Source organism: Streptomyces sp. NPDC014991 (assembly GCF_043080665.1).
Lineage (GTDB): Bacteria > Actinomycetota > Actinomycetes > Streptomycetales > Streptomycetaceae > Streptomyces.
In genome coordinates this window covers 14,542-32,594 of the sequence record NZ_JBIBVY010000038.1, presented here as the reverse complement: position 1 = coordinate 32,594, position 18,053 = coordinate 14,542, and the positions used below count along the sequence as shown (strand labels likewise).

16 protein-coding genes are annotated in these 18,053 nt (G+C 73.4%); 7 read left to right on the top strand and 9 right to left on the bottom strand.

The genetic code is table 11. The features are described from left to right. Nucleotides 1-88 precede the first annotated feature (88 nt). The gene (recG, locus tag ACF1BE_RS34275; protein ID WP_392202895.1) at nt 89-2,326 is read right to left on the bottom strand and encodes an ATP-dependent DNA helicase RecG; all 2,238 of its coding nucleotides are present in this window, start codon (nt 2,324-2,326) and stop codon (nt 89-91) included. A 198-nt stretch (nt 2,327-2,524) separates the two neighbouring features. On the opposite strand from recG, the gene ACF1BE_RS34270 reads away from it, so the two are divergent. Then, nucleotides 2,525-4,363: an HSP90 family protein gene (locus ACF1BE_RS34270; RefSeq protein ID WP_392202894.1), complete on the top strand. Its 1,839-nt coding sequence runs from the start codon at nt 2,525-2,527 to the stop codon at nt 4,361-4,363. Then, nucleotides 4,360-7,380 (top strand): tetratricopeptide repeat protein, encoded by a 3,021-nt coding sequence (locus tag ACF1BE_RS34265; protein WP_392202893.1) that lies wholly within the window; start codon nt 4,360-4,362, stop codon nt 7,378-7,380. The genes ACF1BE_RS34270 and ACF1BE_RS34265 overlap by 4 nt, the downstream gene beginning before the upstream one ends. Before the next feature lie 126 nt (nt 7,381-7,506). Here ACF1BE_RS34265 and ACF1BE_RS34260 read toward each other — a convergent pair whose 3' ends face one another. Next, nucleotides 7,507-9,252, bottom strand: coding sequence for a DAK2 domain-containing protein (locus ACF1BE_RS34260; protein ID WP_392202892.1), 1,746 nt, complete (start codon nt 9,250-9,252; stop codon nt 7,507-7,509). 257 nt (nt 9,253-9,509) lie between these two features. Here ACF1BE_RS34260 and rpmB point away from each other — a divergent pair, with 257 nt between their 5' ends. Further along, nucleotides 9,510-9,695 carry a 50S ribosomal protein L28 gene (gene rpmB / locus ACF1BE_RS34255; protein WP_004924906.1) on the top strand — a complete coding sequence of 62 codons (186 nt, stop codon included), beginning with the start codon at nt 9,510-9,512 and terminating at the stop codon, nt 9,693-9,695. A 114-nt stretch (nt 9,696-9,809) separates the two neighbouring features. Here the strand turns inward: rpmB and thiD are convergent, their stop codons facing one another. Further along, complete coding sequence (gene thiD / locus ACF1BE_RS34250; RefSeq protein WP_392202891.1) at nt 9,810-10,610, bottom strand: bifunctional hydroxymethylpyrimidine kinase/phosphomethylpyrimidine kinase; 801 nt, start codon at nt 10,608-10,610, stop codon at nt 9,810-9,812. Continuing rightward, on the bottom strand, nt 10,607-11,572 hold the full coding sequence (locus tag ACF1BE_RS34245; protein ID WP_392202890.1) for a thiamine-phosphate kinase: 966 nt from the start codon (nt 11,570-11,572) through the stop codon (nt 10,607-10,609). Before ACF1BE_RS34245 ends, thiD begins: the two co-directional genes overlap by 4 nt. Before the next feature lie 249 nt (nt 11,573-11,821). Between ACF1BE_RS34245 and ACF1BE_RS34240 the strand changes: the two genes are divergently transcribed. Both ACF1BE_RS34240 and ACF1BE_RS34235 read left to right on the top strand, forming a co-directional pair. Then, entirely contained in the window at nt 11,822-12,055 is a 234-nt protein-coding gene (locus ACF1BE_RS34240) for an Lrp/AsnC family transcriptional regulator (protein WP_121786712.1), read from the top strand. A gap of 20 nt (nt 12,056-12,075) precedes the next feature. Then, complete coding sequence (locus ACF1BE_RS34235) at nt 12,076-12,597, top strand: DUF3515 domain-containing protein (protein WP_392202889.1); 522 nt, start codon at nt 12,076-12,078, stop codon at nt 12,595-12,597. A 13-nt stretch (nt 12,598-12,610) separates the two neighbouring features. Here ACF1BE_RS34235 and ACF1BE_RS34230 read toward each other — a convergent pair whose 3' ends face one another. The 3 genes from ACF1BE_RS34230 to ACF1BE_RS34220 form a co-directional block, all read right to left on the bottom strand. Further along, on the bottom strand, nt 12,611-13,768 hold the full coding sequence (locus ACF1BE_RS34230; protein ID WP_392202888.1) for a D-alanine--D-alanine ligase family protein: 1,158 nt from the start codon (nt 13,766-13,768) through the stop codon (nt 12,611-12,613). 132 nt (nt 13,769-13,900) lie between these two features. Continuing rightward, nucleotides 13,901-14,911: an NAD(P)H-dependent glycerol-3-phosphate dehydrogenase gene (locus ACF1BE_RS34225; protein ID WP_392202887.1), complete on the bottom strand. Its 1,011-nt coding sequence runs from the start codon at nt 14,909-14,911 to the stop codon at nt 13,901-13,903. Continuing rightward, nucleotides 14,908-15,696 carry a lysophospholipid acyltransferase family protein gene (locus ACF1BE_RS34220; protein WP_392202886.1) on the bottom strand — a complete coding sequence of 263 codons (789 nt, stop codon included), beginning with the start codon at nt 15,694-15,696 and terminating at the stop codon, nt 14,908-14,910. The genes ACF1BE_RS34225 and ACF1BE_RS34220 overlap by 4 nt, the downstream gene beginning before the upstream one ends. 154 nt (nt 15,697-15,850) lie before the next feature. On the opposite strand from ACF1BE_RS34220, the gene cofC reads away from it, so the two are divergent. Then, the gene (gene cofC / locus ACF1BE_RS34215; protein ID WP_392202885.1) at nt 15,851-16,489 is read left to right on the top strand and encodes a 2-phospho-L-lactate guanylyltransferase; all 639 of its coding nucleotides are present in this window, start codon (nt 15,851-15,853) and stop codon (nt 16,487-16,489) included. A 110-nt stretch (nt 16,490-16,599) separates the two neighbouring features. Next, entirely contained in the window at nt 16,600-16,803 is a 204-nt protein-coding gene (locus tag ACF1BE_RS34210) for a hypothetical protein (RefSeq protein WP_392202884.1), read from the top strand. Between the two features lie 70 nt (nt 16,804-16,873). Here the strand turns inward: ACF1BE_RS34210 and ACF1BE_RS34205 are convergent, their stop codons facing one another. After that, nucleotides 16,874-17,539, bottom strand: a complete 666-nt coding sequence (locus tag ACF1BE_RS34205) for an HU family DNA-binding protein (RefSeq protein ID WP_392202883.1) — start codon at nt 17,537-17,539, stop codon at nt 16,874-16,876. 136 nt (nt 17,540-17,675) lie between these two features. Continuing rightward, nucleotides 17,676-17,906 (bottom strand): hypothetical protein, encoded by a 231-nt coding sequence (locus ACF1BE_RS34200; protein ID WP_392202882.1) that lies wholly within the window; start codon nt 17,904-17,906, stop codon nt 17,676-17,678. Nucleotides 17,907-18,053: the final 147 nt, after the last annotated feature.

Here is an 18,053-nt window from a genome sequence, read left to right as displayed (position 1 = left end):
CAGATGTCGCAATCCACACCGAACCCAGAAGGCCCTCACCTGTTCAAGCACCCAGCCCGCGTGTCACCAACGTCCCGGGACAACACACCTAGCCCTTTTCCAGGTACTGCTCCCGCTCCTCGTCCAGGAGGGCGTCCAGGGCCGTGCGGAGGCCGGGCAGGCGCTCGAGGCCGGGGTCGGCCGCCACGAGTGCCGTGGCCTCCTGCCGCGCCTGAGCGATGACCTCTTCGTCCTCGATGACCGCCAGGACCCGGAGGCTGGAGCGGGCGCCGGACTGGGCCTGGCCGAGGACGTCGCCCTCACGGCGCTGTTCCAGGTCGATGCGGGAGAGTTCGAAGCCGTCGAGGGTGGAGGCGACCGCGTTCAGGCGCTGGCGGGCGGCGGCGGCCTCGGGCATCTCGGTGACCAGGAGGCACAGACCGGGGGCGGAGCCGCGGCCGACCCGGCCGCGCAGCTGGTGGAGCTGGGACACGCCGAAGCGGTCGGCGTCCATGATGACCATGGCCGTGGCGTTGGGCACGTTGACGCCGACCTCGATGACGGTGGTGGCGACCAGGACGTCCGTCTCGCCGGCGGCGAAGCGGCGCATCACGGCGTCCTTGTCGTCCGGGTGCATACGGCCGTGGAGGACCTCGACGGCGAGGCCCTGGAGGGGGCCGCGGGCCAGCTCGTCGGCCACCTCCAGGACGGCGAGCGGCGGGCGCTTGTCGGCCTCGTCCTCGGGGGACTTCTTCCCGCCGCCCTTCTTGGAGCCGGCCGCCTCCTCGGTGTCGTCGCCGATGCGGGGGCAGACGACGTACGCCTGGTGGCCGCCCGCCACCTCCTCGCGGACCCGTTCCCAGGCGCGGGCCAGGAAGTGGGGCTTGTCGGCGGCGGGGACGACATGGGTGGCGATCGGGGAGCGGCCGGCCGGGAGCTGGTCGAGGACCGAGGTCTCCAGGTCGCCGAAGACCGTCATGGCGACCGTGCGCGGGATGGGGGTGGCCGTCATGACGAGGAGGTGCGGGGGCTGCTTGCCCTTGCCGCGCAGTGCGTCGCGCTGTTCCACGCCGAAGCGGTGCTGTTCGTCCACCACGACCAGGCCGAGGTCGTGGAACTGGACCCGGTCCTCGATGAGGGCGTGCGTGCCGATGACGATGCCGGCCTCGCCGGTGGCCAGGTCGAGCAGGGCCCGGCGGCGGGCCGCCGTGCCCATGGAGCCGGTGAGCACGACCACCTTGGTGGCGCGGTCGGCGCCGCCCAGCATTCCGCCCTCGGCCAGCTCGCCCATCATCTCGGTGATCGAGCGGTGGTGCTGCTGGGCGAGGACCTCGGTGGGCGCGAGCAGGGCCGCCTGGCCGCCGGCGTCGACCACGGCGAGCATGGCGCGCAGGGCGACCATCGTCTTGCCGCTTCCGACCTCGCCTTGCAGCAGCCGGTGCATCGGGTGGGCGGTGGCGAGGTCGTCGAAGATCTCCTGGGAGACCTTCAGTTGACCCTCGGTGAGGGTGAAGGGCAGGCGATCGTCGAAGGCGGCGAGGATGCCGTCCGGCCCGGGGACGCGGGGCACGGCGGCGAGCTGGGTGTCGGCGTGGCGGCGGCGGGCCAGGGCGACCTGGAGGACGAAGGCCTCGTCCCATTTCAGGCGGGCGCGGGCCTCGGCGATGTCGGCCCGGGTGTGCGGGCGGTGGATCTTGAGCAGGGCCTCGGGCAGGGGCAGCAGACCACGGCCGGCGCGCAGGGCGTCCGGGAGGGGGTCGAGAGCCTCCTGGGCGCTGGGCAGGACCGTCTGCACCGCCTTGCCGATCTTCCAGGACTCCAGTTTGGCGGTGGCCGGATAGAGGGGAATGAGGGCGCCGGCCCAGGTCTCGACCGCTTCCTCGCCTTCCTCGCCGTCCCCCCGGAGCAGTTCGTAGGCCGGGTGGGCGAGCTGGAGGCGGCGGTTGAAGACGGAGACCTTGCCGGCGAACAGCGCACGGGTGCCCGGCAGCAGTTCCTTGTGGGGCTTGTGGACGCCGTTGCCGAAGAAGACCAGCTGGAGCCGGCCGCTGCCGTCGGTGATCGTGACCTCCAGGCGCTGGCCCTTGCCACGAGGGGCCTTGGCGGAGGCGAAGGTGTGCAGACGGGCGTCGGCGACCTGGGCGACCACCGTGACGTGCTCGTCCATCGGGAGGTCGGCGAGGTGCGTGAGCTGACCGCGCTCCTCGTATCTGCGCGGGTAGTGGTGGAGGAGGTCGCCGACGGTGTGCAGGCCGAGGTGCTCGGCCATCACCTTCGCGGTGGCGGGGCCGAGCACTGACTTCAGGGGCTGCTTCAGTGGTTCTTCCAGTGCGGGCACGAGATCCATTGCACACCACGGCACTGACAATGCCGTAGACGCTGCCCCCGGATTCTTTCCGACACGTCGCACTCGTCCGGGAAATCCCTGGTCAGGTAGGCTGTTTCGGCTCTAGGATGGCCCGCTCCGGCCATCCTTCGCGGTCACCGACCCCTCCGGGACCGCCCGACCCCGCGCCGCACGCACTCCCCCTCCGGCGCAGTGACGATGGACTCCCACACCTCGCAGCCGTCCCAGGCATCCCAGTCGCCTCACCCACCTCACACCTTCCAGGTCGACCTGCGTGGCCTGGTGGACCTGCTCTCCCATCATCTGTACTCCGGTCCGAAGGTCTATCTGCGCGAGCTGCTCCAGAACGCCGTGGACGCCGTCACGGCCCGGCGGGCCGCGGAGCCCGACGCCCCGGCGCGGATCCGGCTGTACGCGGCGGACGGCACGCTGCGGGTGGAGGACAGCGGCGTCGGGCTCACCGAGTCGGACGTGCACAGCCTGCTGGCGACCATCGGCCGCAGCTCCAAGCGGGCCGACGGCCTCCAGGAGGCCCGGTCGCAGTTCCTCGGCCAGTTCGGCATCGGTCTGCTGGCCTGCTTCGTGGTCGCCGAACGGATCCGGGTGGTCAGCCGCAGCGCCCGCACGCCACAGGCACCGCCGGTGGAATGGACGGCGAGCGACGACGGCTCGTACACGGTGCGCACCCTGCCCGGGGCCGAGCGGCCCGAGCCGGGCACGACCGTGTACCTGACGGCGCGGGCCGGGGCGGCCGAGTGGCTGGCGCCCGAGCGGGTCCTCGCCCTGGCCCGGGACTTCGGCGCGCTGCTGCCGTACGACGTCCGGGTCGGCGACGAGCCGGTCACGCAGCTGCCCGCGCCCTGGGACCGCACCTACCCGAGCCCCGCCGGCCGCAGGGCGGCGCTGGCCCGGCACTGCCGCGAGCTGTTCGGCTTCACTCCGCTGGACTCGATCGACCTGGACGTGCCGCTGGCCGGGATCCGCGGGGTGGCGTACGTGCTGCCGTCGGCGGTCAGCCCGGCCCAGCGGGCGACGCACCGCGTGCACCTGAAGGGCATGCTGCTCACCGAGCGGGCCGAACAGCTGCTGCCCGACTGGGCGTTCTTCGTGCGCTGTGTGCTCGACACCGACAGCCTGCGGCCCACCGCCTCGCGCGAGTCGCTGTACGAGGACGAGACCCTCGCCGCCGTGCGGGAGGCGCTCGGCGAACGGATCCGGTCCTGGCTGACCGGACTCGCCGCCGGCGAATCGGAGCGGCTGGCGGCGTTCCTGGCCGTGCACCACCTGGGCGTGAAGTCCCTGGCCCGGCACGACCGGGAGATGCTGCGCACGATGCTGCCGTGGCTGCCGTTCGAGACGACCGACGGGCAGCTGTCCCTGGCGGAGTTCGCGCGACGGCACCCGGTGGTGCACTTCACGCGGACGGTGGAGGAGTTCCGGCAGGTCGCGCCGATCGCCTCGGCGCAGGGCGTCGGGGTCGTCAACGGCGGCTACACGTACGACAGCGAGCTGGTCCAGGCGCTGCCGCTGGTGCTGCCTGGAGCGGTGGTCGCCGAACTGGACGCGGAGACCGTGACCGCGCACCTGGACGCGGTCGGCCCGGCTGAGGAGCTGGCGCTGTCCGGGTTCCTGGCCGCCGCGCGGGCCACACTGGATCCGCTGGGCTGTGACGTCGTACTGAGGTCGTTCCATCCGCTGTCCGTGCCCGCGCTGCACCTGGACGACCGGGACGCCCGGCACGAGCACGCCCGCGCGGCGGCCGAGGACCGGGCCGACGACCTGTGGGCGGGCATCCTGGGCTCGCTGCGCGGCAGCGCCCCGCGCGCGCGTCTGGTGCTCAACCATCTCAACCCGCTGGTCCGGCGGATCGGTGCGCTCAGGGAACCGGAACTGATCGCCACCGCGACCGAGTCGCTGTACGGGCAGGCGCTGCTGATGGCACAGCGTCCGCTGCGCCCGGCGGACTCGGCGCTGCTCAACCGGGCGTTCATCGGGCTGCTCGCGTGGGCGACCCATGGGGAGGGTGACGGACGATGAGCGGTGTCGCGGACCTCGACGCGCTGCGGCAGGCGCTGGCGGAGAACTCCGGGCAGCCGGAGGGCCCGGCCCGCAACGCGCGCGCGGAGCAGCTGCTCGCCGAGGCCGAGCGGCTGGAGATCCCGCTCGCCGTGATCGAGGCGCTCGGGCACCTGCTGAGGGTCTACAACTACAGCTCCGAGAAGGACCGGATGTTCGTCCCGTTCGCGCGGCTGCTGCGCATGTGGGACGAACGGCCCGAGGACTTCGACGAGGACGAGACGCACTCGCTGCACTGGTTCTTCAAGTGGATGTCGGCGGGCATGCTGGACCAGCCGCACATCCCGCTCGTCTCGGTCGAGAAGTGGCTCGGCGAGATGGAGCACCGCTACCGGCTCGCCGGGCACTCCGAACGGGCCGTGCACAGCGCCGAGTTCAGCGTGGCCGCGCACGTCGGGGACCTCGCGCGCGCGGAGCGGGCGTACGCCGCGTGGCTGGCCGCCGACCGGGACCGGATGGCCGACTGCCACGCCTGCGAGCTGCGCGGGCAGGGCGCCTGGCAGGTGCGGTGCGGCCGGGACGCGCGGGCGCTGGAGCTGTGGCGGCCGGTCCTGGACGGCGAGTTCGCCTGTGCGCACGAGCCGCACACCGTGCTCGCCGCCTCGCTGGCCCCGCTGCTGCGTCTCGGCCGCGTCGAGGAGGCCCGCGCGCACCATCTGCGCGGCTTCCGGCTGGTGCGGCCCATGGAGAGCATGCGTGGCGCGTACGCCGACCACGTGGAGTTCTGTGCGCTGACCGGCAACGAGGCCCGCGGTCTGGAGCTGCTGGCCGAGCGGCCGGCGTACTTCACGGACACCGGGCATCCGCGCAGCCGGCTGGACTTCCTGGCCGTGGTGACGCTGCTGATGGACCGGCTGACCGGGCTGGGTCTCGGCGAGCGTCAGGTACCGGGGCCGGCCGGGCGGACCTGGACCGCGCGGGAACTCGCCGGGCACGCGCGCGTGGAGGCGACGGAACTGGCCGGCCGGTTCGACCGGCGCAACGGCACCTCGTCCGTCGGTGACCGGATCCGCGCGCGGATGGCGCAGCGCCCGCTGGTGGAGCGGCTGCCGCTGGGGGTACGGGCGGCGCGGCCCGCGACGGCGCCGGTGGCCGCCCCTCCCCCGCTCCCCGCAGGGACCACGCGGGAGACCGCACGGGGCACCGGCGAGCAGACCGCCGAGGAGGCAGCCGGGCCCGGGCTGCCGGCCCTGCTCGCCGAGGCGCGGCGGCTGTCCGACACGCTGCGGCCGCACGCCCTCCAGGCGTGGGCGGCGGTGGCACGGGCCGCACGGGACGGCGCCGCGCTGGAACCGCGTGACCGCGCGGAGATCGCCGACCACGAGGCGATGGCCCTGGGCGCGGAGGGGACCGCCCTGTTCGAGCGGGCGGCGGAGCTGTACGCCGAGGCGGGCGACCCAGGCGAGGCACTGGCGGCACGTGCGCGCGGGGCGTACGTCCGCGCGCTGGCGGGCGAGGTCGACGCGGCCCTGGACACGGTGACGGGCCTGTACGACGAGGTGCTCGCGCTGTACGCCGACGCGGGCACCGGTGTACGGCAGACCGCGTCGGTGGTGATGAGCCGGGCGCGGATCCTGATGCGGCGGGTGCACGAGAGTGCCGGCCGGGACGACGCGGGCATCGGCGAGGACGTCGTCGCGGACGCCGAGGCGGCCGCGGGAGAGGTGCTGGCGCTCGTCGAGGGGCACGGCGGGGACGACGTGCGGCCGGCCGCGCGGGCGGCCGAGGCGCGGGCGATGCTCGCCGAACTGGCCGGGCTCCGCGGGGACGCCGGGCGGGCGGCGGAGCTGTTCCGGCGGGCCGCCGGCGCGTACGTGGCCGCCGGGCTCCCGTGGTTCGCGGTGGAGTACGAGGCGCAGGTCGCCGCGCTGGCCCACCAGGCCGGTGACCTGGCCGGGGCCGAACGGGCGCTGCGGGCGGCCCTGGAGCACGGCGGGCCGTACGTGGAGCCGGTCGGACGGGCTCAGCTGCACCTTCAGCTCGCAGAGGTGCTCGGCGGCCGGGACGCGGCCGGTGAGGCGGCCGAGCACGCGATGGAGGCCGCGCACTGGGCCGACGAGGCCGGCGAGAGCGGCACCCTGGGCGCCTGGGCGCGGCAGCAGCTGGGCGGCTTGTTGCTGCGCGAGGCCCGGTACGCGGAGGCCGCCGAGGTGCTGGAGTCGGCGCTGGCCGACCTGAGCGCCGAGACGCACGGCGACGGGGCGGTCGTCCAGACCCGGTGGTGGCTCGGGGACTGTCTGGGTGAGCTGGGCGAACACCGGGCCGCGGCCGAACACCGGCTGAAGGCCGCCGACATCGCCCGGCACTGGCCCGAACAGCAGGACCACGCCACGCTCGCCCACCTCGCCGCCGAGTCGCTGGGCAGCGCCGGCCTGGCGGACGAGGCGGACCGGGCCTACGTGCGCGCGGGCGAACTGTGGCGGGCGCTCGGCAACGCGCCGTTCCTGGTCCGCTCGCTGCGGGCCCGCGCCTGGCTGGCCCTGCGCGGCGAGTGCGGTGCGCGGGACGCCCGCACGCTGATGGCACAGGCGGTGCGGGAGTGCGAGGCCGCGCTGGCGGCGGCGGGCCCGGCGGACCGGGAGGAACTGACCGACGAACTCGGCGGAACCCACCGGCAGTTCGCGGAGCTACTGGCCCGCTCGGCGTCCGAGGAGGCCGAGGATCCGGCGACCCGCGCCGCTTTGGAGGCGGCGCTGGAGCAGATGACCCGCGCCGCGGCGGTGTTCGGCGCACTCGGCGCGGCCGGGCTGCACAGCCGTACCGGCGCGGAACTGGGCGCCGGCCGGCTGGAGGCGGACCTCGACCGTCCGGCACGGGCGGCGGCACACGCGCGTGCCGTGCTCGCGGCGTACGAGGGCGCCGACGACGCCGACGAGACCGTCCGGGCCCGGCGGTCGGAGGCGGCACAGGTGCTGGAGGCGGTCCGGGACGAGGGCGGCGAGGAACGGGCGGACGCACCGGCCGGGCCGCAGGACTGAGTCACCCCACGCCGACCGGCGCCGGCGCGGGCGCCGGCCGGCCGGAGGCGGACCTCGACCGCCCGGCACGGGCGGCGGCACACGCGCGCCGTCCTCCCGGCCCGGGCCGGCGGGCGCAGACGGTGGTCACTCCACGCCGATCAGCAGCAGCGCGCCCTGCCGGCCGCCCCGGTACACCACCGTGTCCACGGCCAGGTAGGAGTCCCGTACCCGGGCCTCCAGGTGGGCGGCGACCGTCTCGGACGCCTCGTCGCCGACGACCAGGGTGACCAGCTCGCCCCCGGCCTGGAGCATGCGGTCCAGGACGGTCCCGGCAGTGGCCGTGACGTCCGCGCCGATCACCGCGACGTCGCCGTCGATCAGGCCCAGCACATCGCCGGCCTGGCAGATGCCGGCCGTCGTCCACGACCGGTGTTCGGCGACGACGACCTCGGCGTACCGGGTGGCACCCGCCGCGGAGGTCATCTGGACCACGTCCTCGTCGAAACGGCGCTCCGGCTCGTGCACCGCCAGCGCGGCGATGCCCTGGACCGCCGAGCGGGTCGGGATCAGGGCCACTCGGATGCCCTCGGCGCGGGCCTGCTCGGCCGCCGCGGCGGCCGTGTGGCGCAGCTCGGCGTCGTTGGGCAGCAGCACCACCTCGCGCGCGTGGGCCCGCCGTACCGCCTGCACCAGCTCGCCGCTGGCGGGCGGCTCCCCCGGGCGCGCGAGGACGGTGGTCGCGCCGGCCTCGGCGTACAGCCCGGCCAGCCCCTCGCCCGGTACGACGGCGACGACGGCCCGCTGGGCGCGCTCACGCGGCGGGTGCCCGCCGCCGGTGTGCACGTCACCGGCCCCGAAGTGGGTGATCCGGATCCGGTAGGGCCGCCCGGCCTCCACGCCTGCCTCCACGGCGGCACCCGCGTCGTCCACGTGCACATGGACGTTCCACAGCCCGTCGCCGCCGACCACGACCAGGGAGTCCCCGAGGGCGTCGAGCCGCGCGCGCAGCCGGGCCACGGCCGCGTCGCCGGCCTCCAGCAGGTAGATCACCTCGAACGCGGGCCCGGACGCCGGCCCGCCCCCGTCGACGGCGTCGGCACACGGCCCGGCACCGGGGGCACCGTCCACGCCCGCGTGGACACCGGCTTCGGCCCCTTCCGCGCACAGGCCCGCACCAGGGACGCCCTCCGGGCGGGCGTGCGGGGTGGCTTCGGGTCGCTTGGGGGTCTCTCGTACCGGCTCCCCGGTGCACGCCTCCACCAGCGCTCCCAGCACTGTCACGAGTCCCCGCCCGCCCGCGTCGACCACGCCGGCGCGTTCCAGCACGGCCAGCTGGCCCGGAGTGGCCGCCAGGGCCGTCCGCGCGCCCTCGTAGGCGGCGCGCGCGACGCTCCCGCAGTCGCCCTCGGCACCCTCCGCGGCGTCGGCGGCGGCCGAGGCGACCGTCAGCACCGTGCCCTCCACGGGGTGCGCCACGGCCTGCCGGGCGGAGTCGGCGGCCCGGCGCAGCGCGAGCCGCAGCTCCGTACCGTCGCCGCGGGCCGCGTCACCGCTCCCGGCGAGCACCTGTGCCATGCCCCGCAGCAGCTGCGCGAGGATCGTCCCGGAGTTGCCGCGGGCCCCGATGAGCGCGCCGTGGGCCATCGCGCGGACGGCGTCGGCCAGCGCGGGCTCCCCGGAGCCGGTCGCGTACCCGGCGAACACGGCCTCCACGGCCGTCGCCGCCGACTCCAGCGTCAGGTACAGGTTGGTTCCGGTGTCGCCGTCGGCCACCGGATAGACGTTGATCGCGTCTATCTCCTCGCGTGCCCGCCCGAGCGCGCGCAGCGCCAGACCGCACCAGGTGCGCACCGCGAGAGCATCGAAGAACGTCTGCGGCACCTGCGCCACCTGCGCCTCCCTGAACTGGCTGGACGTGGACGCAGCGTAGACCCCGCGGGGGCGGCCTCCGGCGGGAGGCCGGGAGCGGGGCCCTGAGCTGTCATGGTAGTTTCGCTGTACGGACGCAGTCGTTGTATGCTGCTCCGGTTGCCCGATCCAATCGGGCCATTCCCCCTGGCAGTGCCACTCAGATCACAGGTCGTACGATCTCGATCCCGGCATGCCGGGATCAACCGTAAGTGCATCTGAAGTCTTTGGAGTGACCCGTGGCTGCCAACTGCGACGTCTGCGGCAAGGGGCCGGGCTTCGGCAACAACATCTCGCACTCCCACCGCCGTACGCCCCGCCGCTGGAACCCGAACATCCAGCGTGTGCGTACCGTGGTGGGCGGGACGCCGAAGCGCGTGAACGCTTGCACCTCGTGCATCAAGGCCGGCAAGGTCTCGCGCTGACGCTACAGCTGAGCGCGCGGCCACTGCCTGGTTCGTGCACTGAGCCGGTCCACCTCCGGGTGGGCCGGCTTTTTGCCGTACCCGCCCACCGGAGGCGGCGCCGCCCGCCCGGTCTCAGGGGGTTTCCCGCGCCAGGTCCCATCCGTGGTCCACGGGCCCGATCCCGGCGCCGAGGGAGAACCCGGCGGCGATCGCCCCGCTGACGTACTCCTTGGCCGCCGTGACCGCCTCGGGCACGGACCGCCCCCTCGCCAGGCCGCACGCGATCGCCGAGGCGAGGGTGCAGCCGGTGCCGTGGGTGTGCCGGTTGTCGTGGCGCGGTGCCCGCAGCAGGTGTTCGGCGGAGCCGTCGGTCAGCAGGTCCACCGCCTGCTCGGCGTCCGCCAGGTGCCCGCCCTTGATCAGCACCCACCGCGGCCCGTACTCCAGCACGGCTGCCGCGGCCCGCCGCAGGTCGGCCTCGGAAGCGACCCGCACCCCGGTGAGCTGCGTCACCTCGTCCAGGTTCGGGGTGGCCACGGTCGCCGCCGGCAGCAGCTTCGTCCGTACGGCGTCCAGCGCGGACGCGGCCAGCAGCGGGTCGCCGTGCTTGGAGACGCCGACCGGGTCCACCACGGCCGGCGCGTCCGTACCGGTGATCAACTCGGCGACCGCCTCGACCAGTTCCGCCGAGGACAGCATGCCGGTCTTGACGGCCTGGACGCCGATGTCGTCCACGACGCTGCGGTACTGGGCCCGTACCGCCTCCACGGGCAGCTCCCAGACACCCTGCACGCCCAGCGAGTTCTGCGCGGTCACCGCGGTGAGCACGCTCATGCCGTGCACGCCGAGCGCCAGCATCGTCTTCAGGTCGGCCTGGATCCCCGCACCGCCGCCGGAGTCCGACCCCGCCACCGTCAGAACGCGGGGGATCACGGCTCGATGTCCCCGAAGTGGTCCCAGCCGCCCTTGCTGGTCCAGGGCGCCCCGTCGACGGTCACCTGGGGCAGCGCGGAGGGGTTGAGGACCTCGCCGATGACCTTCCAGCGGGCCGGGAGCTTGGTGTCCGCCGGGAAGGTCGCCACGATCGCGTGATCCTCTCCCCCGCTCAGCACCCACTGCAGCGGGTCGACACCGACGGCCTGTCCGATGTCGTTCATCTGCGTCGGGATGTCGATGGCGCCGGACCGGATGTCGATCCGGACCTTGCTGGCCTCGGCGATGTGCCCGAGATCGGCGATCAGGCCGTCGCTGACGTCGCACATCGCGGTGGCGCCGAGCGCGGCGGCGGCCGGGCCCGCGTGGTACGGCGGCTCGGGGCGCCGGTGGGCCTCCACGAAGGCGCGCGGCGAGCGGAAGCCGCGGGAGAGCACCGCGTAGCCGGCCGCGGACCAGCCGAGCCAGCCCGTGACGGCCACGAGGTCGCCGGGCTGGGCACCCGCGCGGGTGACCGGCTCGTGGTTGCGCAGATCACCGAGCGCGGTGATCGCCACCGTGATCGTGTCGCCGCGTACGACGTCCCCGCCGACGACGGCGGCGCCGGCGACCTGGCACTCGTCGCGCAGGCCGTCCATCAGCTCGCTGGGCCAGGTGACCGGCAGTTCGGCCGGGACGACCAGGCCGAGGAGCAGCGCGGTCGGTACGGCGCCCATCGCGGCGATGTCCGCGAGGTTCTGCGCGGCGGCCTTGCGGCCGACGTCGTAGGCCGTGGACCAGTCGCGGCGGAAGTGCCGCCCCTCCAGCAGGATGTCGGTGCTCGCCACGACCCGGCGGTCGGGTGCGGCGACCACCGCGGCGTCGTCGCCGGGGCCGACCCGGACCGCCGGAGTGGTGGTGAGACGGGAGGTGAGCTCCCTGATGAGCCCGAACTCCCCGAGCTCACCAACAGTGCCCTTCATGTCCCTTGCTCCCCTTCTCTCCCTTGCCGTGCCCGGTCGCGCGTCATCAGTGTCCCCGATACGGTCGAGGTGACCGCCGTCGCGGTCGGCACGGCCGCCGCGCAGCGGCCGTGGTGACCGTCAACGTCCGCCGTGCCGGCACCCTGACGCGCAAGCCCGCTCCCCGCGGGTCTCCCCTCCGGGAGCGGCGACGCGATACCGTGGCGTTCCTTTTCCCCACATGATCCTCGTGGCCGCCCTGGAGGTTCCGTGGTACAGGCGTACATCCTGATCCAGACGGAGGTCGGCAAGGCGTCGACCGTCGCCGAGACGATCAGCAAGATCCCCGGAGTGATCCAGGCCGAGGACGTGACAGGACCGTACGACGTCATCGTGCGTGCCCGGTCCGAGACGGTCGACGATCTCGGCCGCATGGTGGTCGCGAAGATCCAGCAGGTGGACGGCATCACGCGCACCCTGACCTGTCCGGTCGTGCATCTGTAGCCCCCGTCTACGCTTGGCCGGTGAACATCTTCCGTCACCGGCCGCTCGCCCTGCTCGCGCCCGCCCTGCTGCTCGCGGCCGCGGCCTGTTCCCCCGCGGGGGGCAGCGCCACGGTCGCGGTTCCCACCCCCGACGCGAAGACCGCCCCGGTGTGCAGGGACCTGGACCGGGCTCTGCCCCGGAAGGTGAACGGGCAGACCCGCGCCGACCCCGAGCCCCGGTCCGTCTACACGGCGGGCTGGGGAAGCCCGGCGATCATACTGCGCTGCGGCATCGTCCGGCCGCCGAAGATGATCGACCCGAAGGTGGCGCAGGGCGACGACCCGGACGCGATGGGCGGCGGGGTCGACGGCGTCGACTGGCTGATGGAGAAGGAGAGCGACGGCACCTGGCGGTTCACCACGTCCGAGCGCCGGGCCTACGTGCAGGTGACGCTGCCGAAGAAGTGGTCCGGGCCCGACGACAGCGCACAGGTCCTGATGGATCTGGCGCCGGCGGTGAAGAAGGCGATCCCGGAAGGGATCGCCTCCATGCGGGGCTGAACCGGGCCGGGGGTCAGCGCAGACCGGTCGGGCGGCGCAGCGCGGCCCCCACCAGCCGGTCGATCAGCTCGGGGTAGCTCACGCCGGTGGCCTCCCACATCTTCGGGTACATCGAGATCGGCGTGAAGCCGGGCATGGTGTTGATCTCGTTGATCACGAACTCGCCGTCCTCGGTGAGGAAGAAGTCCGCGCGCACCAGGCCCTCGCAGGAGGCCGCCTCGAACGCCTCGACCGCGAGCCGGCGCACCTCGGCGGTCTGCTCCCCGGTGAGCGGGGCCGGGACGATGCCGGGCGTGGAGTCGATGTACTTCGCCTCGAAGTCGTAGTACGCGTGCGTGTCCGGCGGCGGGATCTCGGCCGGCACGGAGGCCCGCGGGCCGTCCTCGAACTCCAGGACGCCGCACTCGATCTCGCGCCCGCGCACCGCGGCCTCGACCAGGATCTTCGGGTCGTGGGCCTGCGCCTCGGCGATGGCCTCGTCCAGGCCGGACAGGTCGTCGACCTTGGTGATGCCGATGGACGAACCCGCGCGCGCGGGCTTCACGAACAGCGGCCAGCCGTGCTCACCGGCGAAGTCGACGATCTTCTTGCGGGCGGCGGACTCGTCCTGTGCCCACTCTCGGGGCCGGATCACCACGTACGGGCCGACCGCGAGCCCGAAGGAGGTGAACACCCGCTTCATGTACTCCTTGTCCTGGCCGACGGCCGAGGCGAGCACGCCCGCCCCCACGTACGGCACCCCGGACAGCTCCAGCAGGCCCTGAAGGGTGCCGTCCTCGCCGTAGGGTCCGTGGAGCACCGGGAAGACCACGTCGACCTCGCCGAGCGCCTTGGGCACGGAGCCGGGCTCGCTGTAGACGACCTCGCGGTTCGCCGGGTCGACGGGGAGCACCACGCCGCCCTCGTGCGACTCCGCCAGGTCCTCCACGGTGGGGGTGCGGCGGTCGGTGATGGCCATCCGCTCCGGCTCGTCGGCGGTCAGGGCCCAACGGCCGTCCGAGGTGATGCCGATCGGCAGGACGTCGTACTTCGTCCGGTCGATGGCCTTGAGGACGGCGCCGGCGGTGACCACGGAGATTCCGTGTTCGGAACTGCGCCCGCCGAACACGACCGCCACGCGCGGCTTGCGCGACGGCTGCTCAGGGCTCTGGGGAAGGTTCTCGGTGCTCATATCGGGTTGAGAGTACCTGGAGGCAGCGGCCACGTCAGCGCGCGCCTCCGGGCCGTCGCTCAGCGTCGCACGGACGGTCGCGCAGCGTCGCTCAGGAGGCTCCCAGGGGCCGTGCGGGGGGCGGGGGGAGGCTCAGCGCCGTTCGGGCTTGGCGCTGCGGGCCATCAGCTCCTTGAGGGCGACGACCGGCGGCTTGCCCTCGTGCACGATGCTGACGACCGTCTCGGTGATGGGCATGTCGACGTCGTGCCGGTGGGCCAGATCCAGCACGGACTCGCAGGACTTGACCCCCTCGGCGGTCTGCCGGGTGACCGCGATGGTCTCCTGGAGGGACATCCCCTTGCCGAGGTTGGTGCCGAAGGTGTGGTTGCGGGACAGCGGCGAGGAGCAGGTGGCCACCAGGTCACCCAGGCCCGCGAGTCCGGAGAAGGTCAGCGGGTCGGCGCCCATGGCGAGACCGAGCCGGGTGGTCTCGGCGAGACCGCGCGTGATGAGCGAGCCCTTGGCGTTGTCGCCGAGTCCCATGCCGTCGGCGATGCCGACGGCGAGCCCGATGACGTTCTTGACGGCGCCGGCGAGTTCGCAGCCGACCACGTCGGTGTTGGTGTACGGCCGGAAGTACGGGGTGTGGCAGGCGGCCTGGAGCCGCTGGGCGACCTGCTCGTCGGTGCAGGCGACGACGGCCAGGGCGGGCATCCGGGCGGCGATCTCGCGGGCCAGGTTGGGCCCGGTGACGACCGCGACGCGGTCGGCGCCGACCTTGGTGACGTCCTCGACGACCTCGCTCATCCGCATGGTGGAGCCGAGCTCGACGCCCTTCATCAGGGAGACGAGGACGGTGTCCGGCGCGAGCAGCGGGGTCCACTCGGCGAGGTTGGCGCGCAGGGTCTGTGAGGGGACGGCGAGGACGGTGAAGTCCGCGTCCCCGAGGGCCCGGGCCGCGTCGGAGGTGGCGCGCAGGTTCTCCGGCAGTTCCACGCCGGGCAGGTAGTCGGGGTTGGTCCGCGTGGAGTTGACCGCCTCGGCCAGCTCGGGACGGCGGGCCCACAGGGTCACCTCGCAGCCGGCGTCGGCGAGGACCATGCCGAAGGCGGTCCCCCACGATCCGGTGCCCATGACGGCCGCCCGCACAGGCTTGCTCACGTGCTCTGCCCTTCCGCTTGCTTGCCCTGCGTCTGCGCCCGCGCCCGTGATTGCGCCTGCGTACGGCGGCGCTGCTCGATCCGCTCACGGCGGGGGTCGTACGGCGTCTCGGGCGCCTTCTCGCCGCGGATCTGCTCCAGCTGCCGGGTGATGGCCGCCATGATGACCGTGGTGGCCTCCTTCAGCACGTCCGGGGTCATCTCCCTGTCGTAGAAACGGGACAGGTCGACGGCCGGGCCCGCCTGCACGCGGTGGGTCTTGCGCGGGAAGAGGTTCGGCTTCCTGGCGTACGGCGGGAGCAGTTCGTTGGCGCCCCACTGGGCGACCGGGATGACCGGGCACTTGGTCTCCAGGGCCACGCGGGCGGCTCCGGTCTTGCCGGTCATGGGCCAGCCGTCCGGGTCGCGGGTGAGGGTGCCCTCGGGGTAGAAGGCGACGCACTCGCCGCGCCGGACGGCGTCGATCGCGGCCCGGAAGGCGCTGAGCGCGTCCGTGCTCTCGCGGTAGACGGGGATCTGCCCGGTGCCGCGCATGGCGGCGCCGACGAATCCCTTCCCGAATAGCCCGCTCTTCGCCAGGAATCGCGGAACCCGCCCGGTGTTGTACTGATAGTGCGCGTACGCGAAGGGGTCCACGTGGGAATTGTGGTTCACCACGGTGATAAACCCGCCCTCGGCCGGAATGTGCTCCATTCCACGCCAATCCCGCTTGATCAGAACCACCAGCGGCGGTTTGCAGAGCACCGCGGCGAAGCGGTACCAGAAGCCGATTCTGCGGCGGGGCACAAGGACACCTTCCTCTAGGGCTGCCACCCCGGCGGGGGCCGCACAAGTGTGGCCCCGGGCCGCCGGTCTGTCGAGAACACCGTACGCCCCGGCTCGCGGGCCGCCCGAAGCCCCCGGGTGACAATGAGCGCGACAAGAGAGGGACGGTACGCCGGTGCAGTGGACCTTGGTCATCCCCCTGAAGCCCCTCACGCGGGCCAAGAGCAGGCTCGCGGACACCGCCGACGACGGCGTCCGTCCGGGCCTGGCCCTGGCGTTCGCGCAGGACACGGTGGCCGCGGCGCTGGCCTGCGCGGCGGTCGCGGATGTGGCGGTCGTCACGGACGACGGGCTGGCCGGCCGGGAGCTGGCGGCACTGGGCGCGCGGATCGTCCCGGACGCTCCGGGCAGCGGTCTGAACGCCGCCCTGGCGCACGGCGCGGCCGTCGTACGGGAAGGACTCCCCGGCACCGCCGTGGCGGCCCTGAACGCCGATCTGCCGGCGCTGCGTCCGACGGAACTGTCCCGCGTACTGGAGTCGGCCGCGGAATTCCCGCGCGCTTTTCTCGCGGATGCGGCGGCACTGGGTACGACGCTGCTGGCGGCGACGCCCGGCCGGGAATTGCAGCCGGCGTTCGGCGTCGGTTCCCGGTCCCGGCACCGGGCCTCGGGCGCGGCCGAACTCCTGCTCACGGGAGTCGATTCGGTGCGGCAGGACGTGGACACCGGCGCGGATCTGCGCGCGGCACTGGCGCTGGGAGTGGGCCGGTATACGGCGGCGGTGTCGGCGGGGCTGCTGATCCCGGAGTGCTGACAAACCCCGCGAGGGCGCGGGAAATCGCGTGCGCGGGCACGGGGGGGCCGGCGGCCGGCCGTCGGGCCGCGGCCCGGCGGTGCGCCGCCGTAGGCACTACGCTGGCCGTCATGCAGGCGACCGCGTACACGTACGACCCCGGCACCCGCAGCGGGCAGGTGCTGCTCGACGACGGCACGCCCGTGCCCTTCGACGCGGCGGCGTTCGACCGGGGCGGCCTGCGGCTGCTGCGGCCCGGCCAGCGGGTGCGGGTCGAGACGGAGGGCGAGGGCGACACCGCGCGGATCACCCTCGTGACCCTTCACACCCTGTAAGTGCCGCCGCACACGCCGCGGGCCGGACTCCCGCGGGGAGTCCGGCCCGGCGTGTGCTGCCCCGGCGGCCTTACGACGTCGCCTTGCGGGCGGTGGCCTTCTTCGCGGTGGTCTTGCGGGCCGTCGACTTCTTGGCCGGGGCCTTCTTGGCGGTGACCTTCTTCGCCGGAGCGCTCTTCGCCGTGGCCTTCTTGGCGGTGGTCTTCGACGCGGTGGTCTTGGCGGTCGCCGTGGTCTTCTTGGCGGGCGCCTGCTTCGCCGTGGTCTTCTTGGCGGCGCCCGTCGTCTTCTTCGCCGCACCGGTCGTCTTCTTGGCGGCGCCCGTGGTCTTCTTCGCCGCACCCGTGGTCTTCTTGGCGGCGGCCTTCTTGCCGACGGCCTTGGCGATGGTGGGCGGCGGGCCGGACAGGCTGCCCTTGGGCGCCTTCTTGACGGCCACCTCGCCGCCGCGGGGGAGCTTCTTCGAGCCGCTCACCAGGTCCTTGAAGCCCTGACCGGCGCGGAAGCGCGGCACGGAGGTCTTCTTGACCCGAACCCGCTCGCCCGTCTGAGGGTTACGGGCGTAGCGGGCGGGGCGGTCCACCTTCTCGAAGGAGCCGAAGCCGGTGACCGAGACCCGCTCGCCCGCGACGACCGCGCGGACGATGGCGTCCAGGACATGATCGACGGCGTCGGCGGCCTGCTGGCGGCCTCCCAACTTGTCGGCAATCGCTTCTACGAGCTGCGCCTTGTTCACGTCTTCCCCTTCGGAGACATCGCCAGAACGAAAGTGTTCAAGCTTTTTCGCACGTTAGGCAGATATATACCGCAAATCAAACACGAAACGGGCTTATCACCCTTGTGCCGCAACGGACTCGGCCGTCCCGGACGGTTCAGCGGTCCTCTCCGGGGATCCGGCCCGCGTCGAGGTCTTCGGTGAACCGATCGAGCCGCCTTGCCGCGTCGGCGAGATCGTGCTTGGCCGCGGCCGTAATGACCAGCAGCTTCCGGGTCAGCGCCATCCGTACGCCCTCCGGGACTTGCAGTGCGCGCACCTTCGTGTGCGCTTCTTTGAGCTGGTTCGCGACCGCCGCATACAGCTGGAGTTGGCCGTCGTGTTCCATGCACAGATTGTGCCATCTGGGGCGAGTTGTCGCCTGCGCAGGGGGCAACTGCCGCCTCAATTGGCCTTCCAGGCACTTGCGCAGGACGTCAACACAGCACTCACCTACCCGACCAACAGCCTTCGTAACGTGGGAAGTTGGGTCGAC